Genomic DNA, 16741 nt, shown 5'->3' with positions numbered 1-16741 from the left:
CGAAGGCGGCCTGTCTGCCAACATCGATGTTGAATCGGATGGCCCCTTCGCGAGCAAGCTCGCTCCTACAATAATTCGGGGGTTTCCGGGGCAATTTGCTGCTGCACTGTTGGTACAGCAACAGTTCGAGCCAAATCGGAATCCACACGCCCCCGAAAATCCTGGCTGCTCCCTACGGCATGGACTGTGCAATCGCCTCTTGCACAAACATCGTTTTTTTTCTGCCCAGCCAAGGAGCTGTTCCCATGACCGAACACCAGGTAATCAACCCGCTGTCCGTTGGCACTGACTACGAGACGTTGGCCGCCAGGTTTCGCCCGATTTTCCAGCGAATCGCCGAAGGTGCCCTCGAACGCGAGCAGTCGCGCAACCTGCCCCATGAGCCGATCCAATGGCTCAAGGACGCCGGCTTTGGCGCCGTGCGGGTGCCCGTGGAATACGGCGGTGGCGGCGCCTCGCTGCCGCAGTTGTTTGAGCTGCTGATCGAACTGGCCGAGGCCGACTCGAACATTCCCCAGGCGTTGCGCGGTCACTTCGCCTTTGCCGAGGATCGCCTCAATTCGCCACCCGGCCCGGCCCGGGACATCTGGTTCAAACGCTTCGTCGAAGGTGACATCGTCGGTTGCGCCTGGACCGAAATCGGCAACGTGGCGATTGGCGACGTCATCACCAAAGTGTCGCCCGACGGCGAGCAATGGCGGCTCAACGGCGAGAAGTTCTACAGCACCGGCAGCCTGTTTTCCGACTGGATCGACGTCTACGCCCAGCGCAGCGACACCGGTGGCGACGTGATTGCCGCCGTGCGCACGCGCCAGCCCGGGATCGTGCAGAGCGACGACTGGGACGGGTTCGGCCAGCGCACCACGGGCAGCGGCACCTCACGCTTTGTCGACGCCGAGGTGGACGCGCAAAACCTCATCGACTTCGCTACGCGCTTCAAATACCAGACCGCGTTTTATCAGCTGGTGTTGCTGGCCACCCTGGCGGGGATCGGCCGTGCGGCGTTGCGCGATGTGTCCCGGCATGTGCGTGAACGCCAGCGGATCTATAGCCATGGCAATGCCCAGCGCGTCAGCGAGGACGCGCAGGTGCAGCAAGTGGTCGGTGATATTGCCGCCTGGGTGTATGCCGCCGAGGCCGCCACTTTACGGGCCGCGCAGCCGGCACAACAGGCTTATCTGGCGCGTTTCGCTGGCGATGACGAAAGGGAGCGCGTGGCAAACGTCGCCGCGGAAATCGAATCGGCGAAAGCGCAGGTGGTGGTCACGGAGCTGATCCAGCGCGCGTCCACGCAGTTGTTCAACGGGCTGGGGGCGTCGGACATTCGCCAGGGCAAGTCGCTGGATCGGCATTGGCGCAATGCGCGCACCGTGTCTTCGCACAATCCGGTGATCTACAAGTCGAGGATTGTCGGGGACTGGGAGATCAACCGGACCGAGCCGCCGTTTGTGTGGCAGATCGGCAATGGGCCCGAGCGCAAGTGATGTAGCGCATGAAAGTCCGTCATCGCGAGCAGGCTCGCTCCCACAGGGGAATGCATTTCAAATGTGGGAGCGAGCCTGCTCGCGATGAGGCCGGACGGGTCGCCGCAAGAGTTGGATAAAGGTAAGATACCGGCCCTTCCCCGCAGCCCTTTGCTGCCCCCCGCCGATTAAGCCGATTCCATGCCTTTCGAACTCAGCGTTGACCTCTCCACCCTGGCCATCCTGGCCTTTGTCGCTTTCATTGCCGGTTTCATCGACGCCATCGCCGGTGGCGGCGGTCTGTTGACCACCCCGGCCTTGCTGACCGCCGGCCTGCCGCCGCACCTGGTGCTGGGCACCAACAAACTCAGTTCGACCTTTGGCTCGGCCACGGCCAGCTTCACCTTTTACCGTCGCAAGTTGTTCCACCCCAGGCAGTGGACCCACGCCATCGTCGGCACCCTGGTCGGCGCGCTGACCGGTGCGATCGTCGCCCACTACCTGCCCGCCGAGTGGTTGAACAAGATGCTGCCGGTGATCGTGTTCGCCTGTGGCCTCTATCTGTTGTTCGGTGGCACGCCGAAAGCGCCGCTGGACAGCGACGCACCCATCAGGAAAAAGTGGCAATCGACCCAGGGCTTCAGCCTCGGTTTCTACGACGGCGTGGCCGGTCCCGGCACCGGTGCGTTCTGGACCGTCAGCAGCCTGCTGATGTACCCGATCGACCTGGTGAAGGCCAGCGGCGTGGCGCGTAGCATGAACTTCGTCAGCAACATTGCGGCGCTGTCGGTGTTCGTGTTTTCCGGGCAAGTGGACTGGATCATCGGCCTGAGCATGGGCCTGTCGGTGATGGTCGGGGCCTTCTTCGGTGCTCGCACCGCCATCAGCGGCGGCGCGAAGTTCATCCGGCCGGTGTTCATCACCGTGGTGCTGGGCCTGACCGTGCGCTTAGCCTGGCAACACTGGTTCAGCGTGGCCTAAGCGCCGCGCCACGTAGGCGTCGATCAGGTAACGGGCGATCGAACGTGAGGCCGGCAACGGCGGCAGGTTGTTCACGTTGAACCACTGGGCGTCTTCGATCTCGTCCTCCTGGCAGACGATTTCGCCACCGGCGTATTCGGCATGGAAGCCGAGCATCATCGAGTGCGGGAACGGCCAGCACTGGCTGCCCAGGTACTGGATGTTCTTCACTTCGATCTGCACTTCTTCACGCACCTCGCGAATCAGGCAGTCCTCCGCCGATTCGCCTGGTTCGGCAAACCCTGCCAACGTGCTGTAGACCCCGGCGACAAAACGTGGCGAGCGTGCCAGCAGCACTTCATCACCACGGGTCACCAGTACGATCATGCTCGGGGAAATCCGCGGATAGCTGCGCAAATCACACGGCTGGCAGTACATCGCCCGCTCGCGCGGCACCTGGGTCATGGCCTGGCCGCAGTTGCCGCAAAAACGGTGCTCGCGGGCCCAGGTGCCGATTTGCGCGGCGTAACCCAGGACCTTGAAAAGCGTGTGATCGCCCTCCAGCATGAACGCGCGCAAGCCCTTCCAGTTGCAGCCCGGCACATCGCTGTGGGCGCGCAACTCCAACAGATAGACAGGTTCGCCATCCAGATGGCCAATGCCGTGCTCGGCGAGAATCGCCAGGTCCTGGCGCTTGAGCCATTCGCGGGGGAACAAGGCGCCGTTGTCATCGAACAAAAAACCTTCGGGGCTGCGTGCTACCGCCCAGCCGCCGGGCTGGTCGGTGTCCAGTACTGCCGTGGTCCAGCGTGGAGTCATTTTTCAATCAATCCAGAAATTCGGGTTTCTGTTTGCTCATATGGGCGGCCATGGCCACGCGCAGATCGGTCGATTGCAGCATGGCGGCGTTCCAGGTGGCGACGTATTCCAGGCCGTCGTCGATGCGATGATCGCGCATGTAGCTGATCATCTCCTTGGTGCCAGTGATGGCAATCGGTGACTTGCTCGCAATCTCGCGGGCGATGCCCATGACGCCGTCGAGCAGGCTGGCGGTGTCGCTGTAGACGCGATTGACCAGGCCCATGCCTCGTGCTTCTTCGGCGCCGAAAGTGCGACCAGTGTAAGCCAGTTCGCGCAGCATGCCGTCCCCGACGATCCGCGGCAAGCGTTGCAGCGTGCCGACGTCGGCGGCCATGCCGATATCGATTTCCTTGATCGAGAATTGCGCGTCTTCGGCGGCGTAGCGCATGTCACAGGCGGCGATCAGGTCGATGGCGCCGCCCAGGCAATAACCCTGGATGGCCGCGAGCACCGGTTTGCGGCAGTTGTCGACCGCATTGAAGGAAGCCTGCAGCTCCAGGATCTTGCGGCGCAGCACGCGCGCATTGCGCCCGACGTCCTTGCCCAGTTCGTTGGCCACACCGGCCAGCATCATCAGGTCGATGCCGGAAGAGAAATGCTTGCCGGCGCCACTGAGCACCACCACGCGAACTTCATCGGTGTCGTCGATCCACTGGAAGATCTCGATGATCTCGGTCCAGAAAGCAGCATTCATCGAGTTGATCTTGTCTGGGCGATTGATCTGCACATTGGCGATTTTATCAACCAGTTCGACGCTGAACGCTGTGTACTGAGACATGCTAGTGATCCTTTACCGGGCAAAAAAGAAGCCCGAACTATAACAAGGCAGCCCGGCAGGCGGTAAGGCAGTGGTTCGGCCAAAAGCGGGACCTTTGAGCGCACCATGACAGTGCGCAAGCGCCGTGACACTACGCACATCTATATGACTGCCAGGTGACATGTCAGGGCCAAAATGCATAAAAACCTGCACTTCGTCGGTGCGTTCGCACCCGAATCCGGCACGTTCGTACCTAAATGGACCGATTGTCGAACAATTTTGCCATCTGGACTTTACCGCTCTAAGTTCTGGCCTAGACTGATTTTTCGCGGGGGAGACCGGTCGGTCAGAAAGTGGAAAAAAGTCGAACTTTTGCCCCACCGGATCGGTCGAGTGAAAAGAAGGTGCGTTGCGACTGGTGCAATCCTTGCAGTGGTTAATTCACCCATTCTGCTTCAGCGCATTTGGGGAGCGCTTGCTCGCCGATGCGTAGCGCTTTTGCGCGTGGCCACACCCATGGCCAGTAACACCGTTTGCCAGACCTAAGAATTAGATCAACAACACGGGAGATTCATATGACTAGTGCGGCATTGGATGTTCAGGGAGAGCTGGCTCATCAACAGGTCGGCGAATCGAGCGCCTTGACTGCTCGCAGTGCTCAACCGATCAGCGTTAGCGGTACCCGCACCCTGGGGCCGGTGGCCAGTCAGAATCCCAACAAGAAGAAAGTGTTGTTCGTCACCTCCGAGATTGCCGACCTGGTGAAAACCGGTGGCCTGGGAGACGTTTCCGCCGCACTGCCACGGGCCATGGCACATCTGCACGATGTGCGGGTACTGATCCCGGGTTATCCGCAGGTGATGCACAGTGAAAACCCGATTCACATCATCGGTGAGCTCGGCGGTCACGCGGCGCTCCCGCCGTGCAAGATCGGGCGCATGGACATGCCCGACGGTCTGGTCATTTATGTGTTGATCTGCCCTGAACTCTACGAGCGCGAAGGTTCGCCCTATGGCGCCAACAACGGCCGCGACTGGCCGGACAACCATATTCGTTTCGCCCGCCTGGGCCTGGCGGCCGCCGATATCGCCGCCAACCTCGCACAAATCCACTGGTGCCCGGACCTGGTGCACGCCCATGACTGGCCGGCTGGCCTGGCCCCTGCCTATATGCACTGGCGCGGGCAGCGCACGCCGACCCTGTTCACCATCCACAACCTGGCGTATCAGGGTGTGACGAGCCTGGGCTCTTGCCCCGAGCTGGGCATTCCGCAACACGCCCTGCAACAGGAAGGCATGGAGTTCTACGGCAAGATGTCGTTCCTCAAGGCCGGCATGGCCTATTCGAGCCACATCACCACGGTCAGCGCGACCTACGCCCAGGAAATCACCACCCCGGACTTCGGCTGCGGCCTCGACGGTTTCCTCGCCGCCAAGACCCAGCAAGGCCTGCTCAGCGGCATTCCCAACGGCATCGACGAAAGCTGGGATGCAGCCACCGACCCACACCTGTTTTGCCCCTTCGAAATCGGCGACTGGGACGGCAAGGCGGTCAACGCCGCCCATGTCCGCCAGCTGTTCGGCCTGCAAGACAGCGAAGGCCCGCTGTTCGCCGTGGTCTCGCGCCTGGTTTATCAGAAAGGCCTGGACCTGACCGAAGCGGTCTCCGAATACATCGTCAAATCCGGCGGCCAGATTGCAATCATCGGCCGTGGCGAGCCGGAAGAAGAGCAAGCCATGCGCGAACTGGCCCTGCGGTTTCCCGGGCAGATCGGGGTGCGCATCGGCTTCAACGAAACCGATGCCCGGCGGATGTTTGCCGGCAGCGATTTCCTGTTGATGCCGTCGCGCTATGAACCTTGCGGCCTGAGCCAGATGTACGCCCAGCGCTTCGGCTCGTTGCCGGTGGCGCGCAACACCGGTGGCCTGGCGGACACCATTGAAGATGGCGTGACCGGCTTCCTGTTCAATGAATCCACGGTGGACAGTTATCAGCAAGCCCTGAGCCGCGCGTTCAAGGTCTTCGCCTTCCCCGACCTGCTGCACGCCATGCGCTGCCGTGCCATGGCGGCACCGTTCAACTGGTGCAAGGCGGTCGAACCCTACGCCGAACTCTACGAACAGCTGGTGGCCAAGGCCTTGGGGAAATCGCACAAACAGTAAGAGGCTTTCGAAATGCCGTTACGGACCCTTGAGACCTGGCCCCACGGCGCAATCAAACTGGGCCCGCAAAACACGCGATTCGCGTTGTGGGCACCGGATGCGTTCTACGTCAGTGTCGAACTGGAAAATGGACAGTCCTTGCCGTTGCTGCCTCAGGCCGACGGCTGGTTCGTGATCAACACCCGCTGCCCGGCGGGTACGCGATACCGCTACAGCATCGATGGCGAACTGGAGGTGCCCGACCCGGCCTCCCGCGCCCAGGCCGGGGACATCGACCAGCACAGTGTGGTGGTCGACCCGCTGGCCTACCCATGGCGACACAGCACCTGGCTGGGACGCCCGTGGAACACAGCTGTGATCTACGAGTTGCACGTCGGTGCCCTCGGCGGCTTCCTTGCCGTCGAGCAACACCTGGCGCACCTGGTGGAGCTTGGGGTCACCGCGATCGAGTTGATGCCCATCGCGCAGTTTCCCGGCGAGCGTAATTGGGGCTACGACGGGGTGCTGATCTATGCACCACAGGCCTCCTATGGCACGCCCGAACAGCTCAAGCACCTGATCGACACCGCCCATGGCCTCGGCCTGGCGGTGATGCTCGACGTGGTCTACAACCACTTCGGGCCCGATGGCAATTACCTGCATCGCTACGCCAAGGGCTTTTTCCGTGAAGACCAACACACGCCCTGGGGAGCGGCCATCGATTTTCGTCGGCGCGAGGTGCGCGACTTCTTCATCGACAACGCCTTGATGTGGTTGCTGGAGTACCGCTTTGACGGCTTGCGCCTGGACGCGGTGCATGCCATCGAAGACCCGGACTTTCTCCAGGAGCTGGCCCAGCGAGTGCGCCAGCAGACCGATCCGTCGCGCCATGTATGGCTGGTGGTGGAAAACGAACATAACCAGGCCAGCCTGCTCGAACAGGGCTATGACGCGCAGTGGAACGATGACGGCCATAACGCCTTGCACGTGCTGCTGACCGGCGAGACCGATGCCTATTACGCCGACTATGCAAACAATCCCACCGAACAACTGGCCCGCTGCCTGAGCCAGGGTTTCGTGTTCCAGGGCCACCTCAATCGCCATGGTGAAGCGCGCGGCGAGCCCAGTGGGCATTTGCCTCCCAGCGCATTCGTGCTGTTTTTGCAGAATCACGACCAGATCGGAAACCGCGCCTTTGGCGAGCGCCTGCATCAACTGGCCCACCCCGACGCCTTGAAAGCGGCGACGGCACTGTTGCTGCTGTCGCCGATGATCCCCCTGATGTTCATGGGCGACGAGTTTGCCGCCGAACAACCCTTCCTGTTTTTCACCAGCCACCACGGCGAACTGGCCCAGTTGGTGCGCGAAGGACGGCGCAATGAGTTTGCCGCGTTCAGCGCGTTTGCCGACCCGCATAAACGCGAACAGATTCCCGATCCCAACGCGCCACAGACCTTCGAAGCGTCACGCCCTGCCCTCACCGTCACCGAACCTTCGGCGATGCAGGCGCTCTATCGCCAACTGTTGCAACTGCGCCATCGGCACATCATCCCGAACTTGCCCGGCACCCGCGCGCGCAACGCCCAGGTGCTGGGCGTCGGTGCGGTAAGCGCGGCATGGCGCCTGGGCGATGGCAGCCAGTTGCGCATCGACCTCAACCTCAGCGACACACCGGTACGCCACACCTCACAGGTGGATGCCAACTTGCTGTTCGAACACCCGCCCGGGTCTGGCCAACAGCTGGATCAAGGCACCTTGCCCCCGTATTGCGCGCTGGTCAGCCTCACGGCCGCGGCCCCTTTGCTACCCCTTGATGGAGAGCGCCAATGAGTGATGCGCAACTGGAAATCCTCGCCACCCGGGCCGGCCTGGCGGTCGACTGGATCGACGCCAATGGTCGCCCGCAAAAAGTCGCGCCTTCGGTGCTGCGCAACGTCCTCACCGGACTCGGCCACCCGGCCGGCAGCGCCCAGGAAATCGACGCCAGCCTGCTTGAACTGCAACAGGTACAACAGACCCGGCACCTGCCGCCACTGATCACCGCCGATTTTGGCGTCGGTCTCAACCTGGCGCATTTTTTCGAGCCGCTGACACCCTGCGAGATCCACCTGGAAGATGGCTCGCAACTCAGCCTCAAGCTGGATGCCGAGGCCGTCCTGCCGGGGCTGATCCCGGAGGGTTACCAGCACGTCAACATCGATGGGCAAAGCTTTACCCTGGCCGTCGCGCCCGCCCGCTGCTACAGCGTGGGGGATGCGGTGGACAGCCCGATCCCGCGCGCCTGGGGCCTGAGCGTGCAGTTGTACGCCTTGCGCCGCGCCGGCGATGGCGGCTTTGGCGACACTCAGGCGCTAGAGGACCTGGCGCGCGTCGCGGGCGAACGCGGCGCCGACGCACTGGCGATCAGTCCACTGCATGCCATGTTTGCCAGCGACACCCATCGCTATAGCCCGTATTCGCCTTCAAGCCGCCTGTTTCTCAATAGCCTGTATTGCGCGCCGGGGGCGATTCTCGGCGAGCGCGCGTTGCGCACCGCGATCGATGCCACTGGCCTGGCCGTCGAACTCAAGCACCTGGAAGAACAGCCGCTGATCAACTGGCCGGCCGCCGCCGAAGCCAAGCATCGGCTGCTACAGGCGCTGTACGACGGCTTCGTGCACGGCGAACATCCGCTGCACGCCGACTTCAGCAGCTTTCGCCATGCCGGCGGTGAAGCACTGGAAAACCATTGCCGCTTCGAGGCCATTCAAGAGGCCCGCGCCGCCCGGGGCGAAAGCCTCGACTGGCGTGAGTGGCCGCAGCAGTGGCGCAACCCGCGCAGCGCCGCCCTGGCGGAATTCGCCGAAGAGAACGCCACGCGCATCGGCTTCTTCGCCTTCTGCCAGTGGCTGATCGCCCGTTGCCTGGAACGTGCGCAAGCGGCCGCCCGCAGCAGCGGCATGGGCATTGGCCTGATTGCCGACCTGGCCGTCGGTGCCGATGGCGGCGGCAGCCAGGCCTGGAGTCGCCAGGATGAATTGCTCGCCTCCCTGACTGTTGGCGCGCCACCGGACATTCTCAACCGCACCGGCCAGGGCTGGGGGATCTCCGCGTTTTCCCCCGAAGGCCTGGTGCGCAACGGCTTTCGCGCGTTCATCGAAATGCTGCGCGCCAACTTCGCCCACGCCGGTGGCCTGCGGATCGACCATGTCATGGGCTTGCAACGGTTGTGGGTGATCCCCAATGGCGCATCGCCCGCCGATGGTGCTTATTTGTATTACCCGTTTGACGACTTGCTGCGACTGCTGACCCTCGAGTCCCATCGCCACCAGGCCATCGTCCTCGGCGAAGACCTGGGCACGGTGCCGGACGGTCTGCGGGAAAAACTCAGCGCCCGTTCGATCCTCGGCATGCGCGTGTTGCTGTTCGAACAGGACAACACGCACTTCAAACCGATCCTCGACTGGCCGGACAACGCCCTGGCCACCACCAGTACCCACGACCTGCCCACCCTCAATGGCTGGTGGCATGGCCGCGATATCGACTGGAACGCCCGCCTGGGCCTGGTTGATGCCAGCGCTGAAATCGAGTGGCGCCAGCATCGCGAGCGCGAACGAGAGGGCCTGCGCCGGGCCTTGAGCCAGGACCCGCAGAACTTTCGCGAAGAGTCCCACGAAACCGATCAGGTCCTCGACGCCAGTGTGCGTTTCCTTGGCCACACCCGCGCGCCGCTGGTACTGCTGCCGTTGGAAGATGCGCTGGGCATCGAGCAGCAGGCCAACCTGCCCGGCACCATCGATACCCACCCCAACTGGTCCCGTCGCCTGCCCGGTAACAGCGAAGCCTTGCTCGATGGCCCGGACGCCGCCCGACGCCTGGAACTGCTCGCCTGCGCGCGACTTCAGGCGGCCGAGCGTGACCAATGAACCCGCCGCTACGGGCCACGCTGCGGCTGCAATTCCACAAAGGCTTTACCCTCGACGACGCCGTGCCGCTGGTGCCCTACTTCGCCCGACTCGGCATCAGCCATGTCTACGCCTCACCGCTGCTGAGCGCCCGCGCGGGTTCCATGCACGGCTATGACGTGGTGGACCCGACCACCGTCAACCCGGAGCTGGGCGGTGAACCGGCGTTGCGCCGCCTGGTCAGCGCGCTGCGAGGCCAGGACATGGGGCTGATCCTCGACATCGTCTCCAACCACATGGCAGTCGGCGGTAACGATAACCCCTGGTGGCTGGACTTGCTGGAGTGGGGACGCCTGAGCCCGTACGGCGAGTTCTTCGATATCCAGTGGCACTCGCCCGACCCCTTGATGGAAGGCCAGTTGCTGTTGCCGTTCCTGGGCAGCGACTACGGCATCGCCTTGCAGGACGGCACCCTGGCGCTGCGTTTCAATGCCCAGCGCGGCGCGTTTCATGTCGAGCATTACGATCATCACTTTCCGATCTGCCCCAGCCATTACGGCGAGCTGCTCAAGGCCGATGCCGAGCCGCTCAAGTTACTGGCCGACCGCTTCAGCACTTTGAGCTATCAGTCGGACGCCCACAGCATGGCGCTCCCCTTGAAGGACGAGTTGCGCGAACTGGCCAGCGATCCCGCGATGCTGCAAGCCATTGAACAAAATCTCAAAGCCTACGACTCGCAGAACGGCGAAGGTTTTCAACACTTGCACAACTTGCTGGAACGCCAGAGTTACCGCCTCGCCAGTTGGCGTACCGCCGCGGACGACATCAATTGGCGGCGTTTTTTCGATATCAACGAGCTGGGCGGTTTGCGGGTCGAGCGTCCCGCGGTGTTCGAGGCAACTCACGCGAAGATTTTCCAGTTGGTGGCGCAAGGGCTGGTGGACGGGCTGCGCATCGACCACATCGACGGCCTCGCCGACCCTCGGGGCTACTGCCGCAAACTGCGGCGGCGCGTCGACAGCCTGGCGCCCGGCCGGCACCTGCCGATCTATGTGGAAAAAATCCTTGGCGAAGGCGAAACCCTGCACCGCGACTGGTCGGTGGATGGCACCACCGGCTACGAATTCATGAACCAGGTATCGCTGCTGCAACACGACCCCGCAGGTTTACACACCTTGGGCGAACTCTGGCACCGGTACAGCGAGCGCCCGGCCGACTTCCGCCAGGAAGCGCAACTGGCGCGCCAGCAAATTCTCAATGGCTCGCTGGCCGGGGATTTCGAAAGTGTCGCCCAGGCTTTGTTGCAAGTTGCCCGGGATGACCTGATGACCCGCGACCTCACGCTGGGTGCGATCCGGCGCGCGCTGCAGGAGTTGATCGTTCACTTCTCGGTGTATCGCACCTACATCGGCGCCCTGGGACGTTCGGCGCAGGACGAGGTGTTTTTCCAGCAAGCCATGGAAGGCGCCCGGCAAACCCTGGGCGAGGCCGACTGGCCAGTGCTCGAGTACCTGGCGGGTTGGCTGGGGGGCGAGCGCTGGCGAAAACGCCCGCCTGGCCGCCTGCGCAAACGGCTCAAGCATGCCTGCGTGCGCTTTCAACAGCTGACTTCCCCTGCCGCCGCAAAGGCCGTGGAAGACACCGCGTTCTATCGTTCGGCGGTGTTGCTGTCGCGCAATGACGTCGGCTTCAGCACCGAGCAATTCAGTGCCCCGGTGGCCGATTTCCATGCCGCTTGCCTGCAGCGCCTGGCACTGTTTCCCGACAATCTGCTGGCCACCGCGACCCACGATCACAAGCGTGGCGAGGATACTCGCGCGCGCCTGGCGGTCTTGAGCGAACACAGTCAATGGTACGTCGAGCAGATCGGCCTCTGGCGCGCCCTCGCCCGGCCCTTGCGTGACGACGATCAGATGCCGTCGGCCGGCGATGAATTGATTCTCTACCAGGCACTGCTGGGCAGCTGGCCGCTGGACCTGCGCGCCGACGACCCGCCAGCCCTGGAGGACTACGCCCAACGCATCAACCAATGGCAACGCAAGGCCCTGCGCGAAGCCAAGCTGCAAAGCAGCTGGAGCACGCCCAATGAAGTGTACGAACAAGCCAGCGAAAGCTTTGCCCGACGCCTGCTGCTGAGCCCGGAAGGCGATCTGCTGCGCAACGCCCTCGGCAAGGTCGCCCGCACGATTGCCTTGCCTGGCGCCCTCAACGGTTTGGCGCAAACCTTGCTGCGCATGACCGCACCGGGCGTGCCGGACCTCTATCAGGGCAACGACTTCTGGGATTTCACCCTGGTCGATCCGGACAACCGCCGGCCGGTGGATTACGCCAGTCGCCAACAAGCCTTGCAGCAACCCCTCGATGTGCCTGGCTTGTTGGAGTACTGGCGCGACGGGCGCATCAAGCAAGCCTTGATTGCGCGGACTTTAAGCACCCGTGCCGAGCACGCCGAGCTGTTTCGACGCGGCACTTACCAGGCCCTCGAAATTACCGGCAGCCAGGCCAATCAGGTGCTGGGTTTTGTCCGTGAATGGGAGGGTACTCGCGCCATCGTCATCGTGCCGATCCGTTGTTCGGCACTGCTGGAAAACAGTGCCGTGCCGCACGTGGACGCGCCGCAGTGGGGCGATACCCGGGTCAGCTTGCCGTTCACAATCGCCGACGAAAATCTGAAGGGACTTTTTTCCAGCGTCGCAGTCACAAAAAACAGGGAGCTGATGATCAGCTCCGCGCTGGGGGACTTCCCGGTCAATCTCTTTATCCAGGCTACACACACTTGAGTTCAGTTCAGGAGTAATGCGATGAGTAACGACGACAAACGCATCCGCGAGTTTGCCTATCAGATCTGGGAATCCGAAGGCAAACCCGAGGGCCAGGAAGCACGGCATTGGGAGATGGCGTGCAAGCTGGCTAAAGCCGAAGCCCTGGCACCGAAAAAGCCGGCAAAAGCGGCGGCGAGCAAACCCGCCGTGAGTAAAGTCGGCGACGGCAAGCTCAATGGCAAGGCCGCAGCGCCAAAACCCAAGGCCAAAGCCAAGCCGGCGGCTGCCTCTGCGGTGATACCGCCGGGGGAAAAAGCCGCCGAGAAAAAGCCTCGCGCCGCGCGAAAACCGCCCGCCGTCTAAGCTTTTATACCGTTGCCCTGAAGGTTTTGCCGTGGCGAGTCCGCTCGCCACCGAGGGGTCTGCTCGCCCACGAAAAAATGCTGAGCCCCGTCACTGTCTGCCGTTACTGGAGCACTTATGACCCGTCCCAAGAAAGAAACGCCGCCGCCCCGCGCCGAGCCGTCGCGCATCCGCGAAGGACTGCCCTTTCCGCTCGGTGCAACCTGGGATGGCCTGGGGGTCAATTTCGCCCTGTTCTCGGCCAACGCCACCCGGGTCGAACTGTGCATTTTCGATGACGCCGGAGAAGTGGAACTCGAACGCATCGAACTGCCGGAATACACCGACGAGATTTACCACGGCTACCTGCCCGACGCCCATCCGGGGCTGATCTACGGCTACCGCGTGTACGGCCCGTATGACCCGGCCAACGGTCATCGTTTCAACCCCAACAAGCTGCTGATCGACCCCTACGCCAAACAACTGGTCGGTCAGTTGAAATGGTCCGAGGCCTTGTTCGGCTACACCATTGGCCACCCCGACGCCGACCTCAGTTTCGACGAGCGCGACAGCGCGCCCTTCGTGCCCAAATGCAAGGTGATCGATCCGGCGCACACCTGGGGCCACGATCACCGGGTCAGCGTGCCATGGGACAAGACGATCATCTATGAAACCCACGTGCGCGGCTTCAGCATGCGTCACCCCGCCGTTCCCGAAAACCTGCGGGGGACCTTTGCCGGGCTGATGGTCGACGAAGTGCTCGAGCACATCCGCAAGCTGGGTGTATCGACCGTCGAGCTGCTGCCGATCCACGCCTTCGTCAACGACCAGCACCTGCTGCACAAGGGCATGACCAACTACTGGGGCTACAACAGCATTGCGTTCTTCGCCCCCGACCCGCGTTACCTGGCCAGCGGCAAGATCGCCGAGTTCAAGGAAATGGTTGCGCACCTGCACGAAGCCAACCTGGAAGTGATCCTCGACGTGGTCTACAACCACACCGCCGAGGGCAACGAACAAGGCCCGACCCTGTCCATGCGCGGTATCGACAACGCCTCCTATTACCGCCTGATGCCGGAGGACAAACGCTTCTACATCAACGACTCGGGCACCGGCAACACCCTGGACCTGAGCCACCCGTGCGTATTGCAGATGGTCACCGACTCCCTGCGCTACTGGGCCTCGGAAATGCACGTGGACGGCTTTCGCTTCGACCTGGCGACAATCCTTGGGCGTTATCACGACGGTTTCGACGAGCGCCACAGTTTCCTCGTGGCCTGCCGCCAGGACCCGGTACTGCGCCAGGTCAAGTTGATTTCCGAGCCTTGGGACTGCGGACCCGGCGGTTATCAGGTCGGCCGCTTTCCCCCGGGCTGGGTGGAATGGAACGACAAGTTTCGCGACACCGTGCGCGCATTCTGGAAAGGCGACGACGGCCAGCTGGCGGACTTCGCCAGTCGCATGACCGCTTCCGGCGAGATGTTCAACCAGCGTGGCCGGCGGCCCTATGCCTCGCTGAATTTCATCACCGCCCACGACGGTTTCACCCTCAATGACCTGGTGTCGTACAACGACAAGCACAACGAAGCCAACGACGAGAACAACCAGGACGGCAGCAACAACAACCTGTCATGGAACCATGGCGTCGAAGGCCCCACCGACGACCCGCAGATCAACGCCCTGCGCCATCGCCAGATGCGCAACTTCTTTGCCACCTTGCTCCTGGCCCAGGGTACGCCGATGCTGGTGGCCGGCGATGAATTCGCAAGGACCCAGGAAGGCAACAACAATGCCTATTGCCAGGACAGTGAAATCGGCTGGGTCAACTGGGACCTGAGCGAAGACGGCAAGGCCCTGCTCAAGTTCGTCAAGCGCCTGATCAAGTTGCGCCTGAGCTATCCGATCCTGCGCCGCGGGCGCTTCCTGGTGGGCAACTACAACGAGGACATCGGCGTCAAGGACGTCACCTGGCTGGCCCCCGATGGCAGCGAAATGACCACCGAGCACTGGCACGATGCGCACAATCGCTGCCTGGGCATGTTGCTCGACGGGCGCGCCCAGGAAACCGGGATTCGCCGCAAAGGCGCGGACGCCACGTTGTTGCTGGTGGTCAACGCTCATCACGACATCGTCAACTTCCACCTGCCGGAGGTGCCCGACGGCGGCTTCTGGACGTGCCTGATCGACACCAATCAACCGTCCATACGCGGCCAGGAACGCTTCGATTTCGGGCGCGAGTACTCGGTCACCGGGCGCTCGTTGCTGCTGTTCGAACTGCAACGCGAGGAAGAGGAGTAAAAACAACGCGTCGGAAAATTTGTGCCATGCATGCACATCCGGCGCGACGAATAGCGATACATGAGCAATACTCGATGCGCGGCTGTCCAGGGTCCGGAGCGCCGCGCTTCGCTATCAACCTGCCTCACGGCTGCTACAGCGCTTGCTGTTGTGCACGAGTGGGGCAAACGGAACAAGGACGTAACGTCATGAAATCTGTGTCCATCAGTGACAGCGGCTGTGCAGAACAAATCTGGAACAGCGCCCCGCAACTGGCCAATATCCCGGTCATAGGTACCCAGTCCCTCCTCCCCCCCGGTGCCCGCGCCGTGGTCATCGCCCCCCATCCCGGCGACGAAGTGGTGACCTGCGGCGGTCTGCTGCAGTTGCTCAGCGCCACGGGACACCCCTTGCAATTGATCTCGGTCACCGACGGCAGCGCCAGCCATACAGGGTCGCAACAGTGGTCGGAGAAACGCCTGAGCGTGTTTCGTTCCCAGGAAAGTGTCGAGGCCTTGCGCCGGCTCGGGTTGCCGATGCACAGCCTGAAATGGATACGCGGCGGCTTCACCGACCACACCCTGGCGGAGCATGAACAGGCGCTCACGCAATTCATCGCCCGTTATCTACGCCCGGGCGATGTGGTATTCAGCACCTGGTGCGAGGATGGCAACAGCGACCATGGCGCCGTCGGCCGTGCCAGCGCCAATGCCGCCACCATCGCCGGCGCCGTCTTCACTGAAATACCGGTCTGGGCCTGGCACTGGCCAACCCGGGACAGCGCCTTGATCCCCTGGCACCGGGCGCGCAAGGTGCGCCTGGACACCTGGACGGTGGCGCGCAAGAGCCACGCTACCCATGCGTACGCCAGTCAGCTCGACGGTGAGCCGGCCGTCGGGATTGCGCCACGGTTACCGCGGGTTTTGCTGGAGCGGATGCGGTTGCCTTATGAGATTGTGTTTGTCTGAAAGGACGTAGGCGGTTGTCGGCGTACATATCCATTGCTGCGGAAACGGGCACCCTATGGTTCGCGTGAAACCTTGTAGGAGCGAGGCTTGCCTGCGAAGGCGGCCTGTCAGGCGACCATTTTTTTCAGGTGTACATATCCATTGCTGCGGTAACGGCCACTCTATGGTTCGCGTGAAACCTTGTAGGAGCGAGGCTTGCCCGCGAAGGCGGCCTGGCAGTCGACCATTTTTTTTCAGGTGTACATATCCATTGCTGCGGTAACGGCCACTTAGGGTTTCGCCCTTACGGCGAGTCCCTTTTTCAAACGCCAAAAAGGAACCAAAAG

Annotated in this window: 11 protein-coding genes; 9 read left to right on the top strand and 2 right to left on the bottom strand. The window is 62.6% G+C overall.

Features of this window, described 5'->3' with window-relative positions; all coding sequences use genetic code 11:
- Positions 1-245 precede the first annotated feature (245 nt).
- Together HFK74_RS28850 and HFK74_RS28845 are read left to right on the top strand one after the other, a co-directional pair.
- Positions 246-1484 carry an acyl-CoA dehydrogenase family protein gene (locus HFK74_RS28850; protein ID WP_180206489.1) on the top strand — a complete coding sequence of 413 codons (1239 nt, stop codon included), beginning with the start codon at positions 246-248 and terminating at the stop codon, positions 1482-1484.
- Positions 1485-1664: 180 nt separating this feature from the next.
- A complete protein-coding gene (locus HFK74_RS28845) occupies positions 1665-2444 on the top strand; it encodes a TSUP family transporter (protein WP_180206488.1) in 780 nt (259 codons plus the stop codon).
- On the opposite strand, the gene nudC is transcribed toward HFK74_RS28845, so the two are convergent.
- The gene (gene nudC, locus HFK74_RS28840) at positions 2412-3242 is read right to left on the bottom strand and encodes an NAD(+) diphosphatase (RefSeq protein ID WP_180206487.1); all 831 of its coding nucleotides are present in this window, start codon (positions 3240-3242) and stop codon (positions 2412-2414) included. The two genes, HFK74_RS28845 and nudC, sit on opposite strands and share 33 nt — an antisense overlap.
- A 7-nt stretch (positions 3243-3249) precedes the next feature.
- Positions 3250-4062, bottom strand: coding sequence for a crotonase/enoyl-CoA hydratase family protein (locus tag HFK74_RS28835; RefSeq protein WP_180206486.1), 813 nt, complete (start codon positions 4060-4062; stop codon positions 3250-3252).
- A gap of 554 nt (positions 4063-4616) precedes the next feature.
- Between HFK74_RS28835 and glgA the strand changes: the two genes are divergently transcribed.
- The 7 genes from glgA to HFK74_RS28800 all read left to right on the top strand — a co-directional run bounded on the left by glgA (position 4617) and on the right by HFK74_RS28800 (position 16415).
- On the top strand, positions 4617-6203 hold the full coding sequence (glgA, locus tag HFK74_RS28830; protein WP_180206485.1) for a glycogen synthase GlgA: 1587 nt from the start codon (positions 4617-4619) through the stop codon (positions 6201-6203).
- A 12-nt stretch (positions 6204-6215) separates the two neighbouring features.
- Positions 6216-8012 carry a malto-oligosyltrehalose trehalohydrolase gene (treZ, locus tag HFK74_RS28825; protein WP_180206484.1) on the top strand — a complete coding sequence of 599 codons (1797 nt, stop codon included), beginning with the start codon at positions 6216-6218 and terminating at the stop codon, positions 8010-8012.
- On the top strand, positions 8009-10087 hold the full coding sequence (gene malQ, locus HFK74_RS28820) for a 4-alpha-glucanotransferase (RefSeq protein ID WP_180206483.1): 2079 nt from the start codon (positions 8009-8011) through the stop codon (positions 10085-10087). Before treZ ends, malQ begins: the two co-directional genes overlap by 4 nt.
- Entirely contained in the window at positions 10084-12846 is a 2763-nt protein-coding gene (locus HFK74_RS28815; protein WP_180206482.1) for a malto-oligosyltrehalose synthase, read from the top strand. Before malQ ends, HFK74_RS28815 begins: the two co-directional genes overlap by 4 nt.
- A 21-nt stretch (positions 12847-12867) precedes the next feature.
- A complete protein-coding gene (locus HFK74_RS28810) occupies positions 12868-13191 on the top strand; it encodes a DUF2934 domain-containing protein (RefSeq protein ID WP_180206481.1) in 324 nt (107 codons plus the stop codon).
- A 117-nt stretch (positions 13192-13308) separates the two neighbouring features.
- Positions 13309-15468, top strand: a complete 2160-nt coding sequence (gene glgX / locus HFK74_RS28805; protein WP_180206480.1) for a glycogen debranching protein GlgX — start codon at positions 13309-13311, stop codon at positions 15466-15468.
- Between the two features lie 188 nt (positions 15469-15656).
- Entirely contained in the window at positions 15657-16415 is a 759-nt protein-coding gene (locus tag HFK74_RS28800) for a PIG-L deacetylase family protein (protein ID WP_180206479.1), read from the top strand.
- Positions 16416-16741: the final 326 nt, after the last annotated feature.

The sequence above is a fragment of the Pseudomonas sp. SbOxS1 genome (assembly GCF_013416725.1).
Lineage (GTDB): Bacteria > Pseudomonadota > Gammaproteobacteria > Pseudomonadales > Pseudomonadaceae > Aquipseudomonas.
Note: the sequence above shows the minus strand (reverse complement) of the source record. Positions and strands in the feature narration are given on the sequence as shown.

What these genes read in the sequence shown, in the direction of transcription:
- HFK74_RS28815 (WP_180206482.1), top strand. Translation starts at nt 10,084, where the DNA reads ATGAACCCGCCGCTACGGGCCACGCTGCGGCTGCAATTCCACAAAGGC.
- HFK74_RS28810 (WP_180206481.1), top strand. Translation starts at nt 12,868, where the DNA reads ATGAGTAACGACGACAAACGCATCCGCGAGTTTGCCTATCAGATCTGG.
- HFK74_RS28800 (WP_180206479.1), top strand. Translation starts at nt 15,657, where the DNA reads ATGAAATCTGTGTCCATCAGTGACAGCGGCTGTGCAGAACAAATCTGG.
- nudC (WP_180206487.1), bottom strand. Translation starts at nt 3,242, where the DNA reads ATGACTCCACGCTGGACCACGGCAGTACTGGACACCGACCAGCCCGGC.
- treZ (WP_180206484.1), top strand. Translation starts at nt 6,216, where the DNA reads ATGCCGTTACGGACCCTTGAGACCTGGCCCCACGGCGCAATCAAACTG.
- HFK74_RS28845 (WP_180206488.1), top strand. Translation starts at nt 1,665, where the DNA reads ATGCCTTTCGAACTCAGCGTTGACCTCTCCACCCTGGCCATCCTGGCC.
- glgA (WP_180206485.1), top strand. Translation starts at nt 4,617, where the DNA reads ATGACTAGTGCGGCATTGGATGTTCAGGGAGAGCTGGCTCATCAACAG.
- HFK74_RS28835 (WP_180206486.1), bottom strand. Translation starts at nt 4,062, where the DNA reads ATGTCTCAGTACACAGCGTTCAGCGTCGAACTGGTTGATAAAATCGCC.
- HFK74_RS28850 (WP_180206489.1), top strand. Translation starts at nt 246, where the DNA reads ATGACCGAACACCAGGTAATCAACCCGCTGTCCGTTGGCACTGACTAC.
- glgX (WP_180206480.1), top strand. Translation starts at nt 13,309, where the DNA reads ATGACCCGTCCCAAGAAAGAAACGCCGCCGCCCCGCGCCGAGCCGTCG.
- malQ (WP_180206483.1), top strand. Translation starts at nt 8,009, where the DNA reads ATGAGTGATGCGCAACTGGAAATCCTCGCCACCCGGGCCGGCCTGGCG.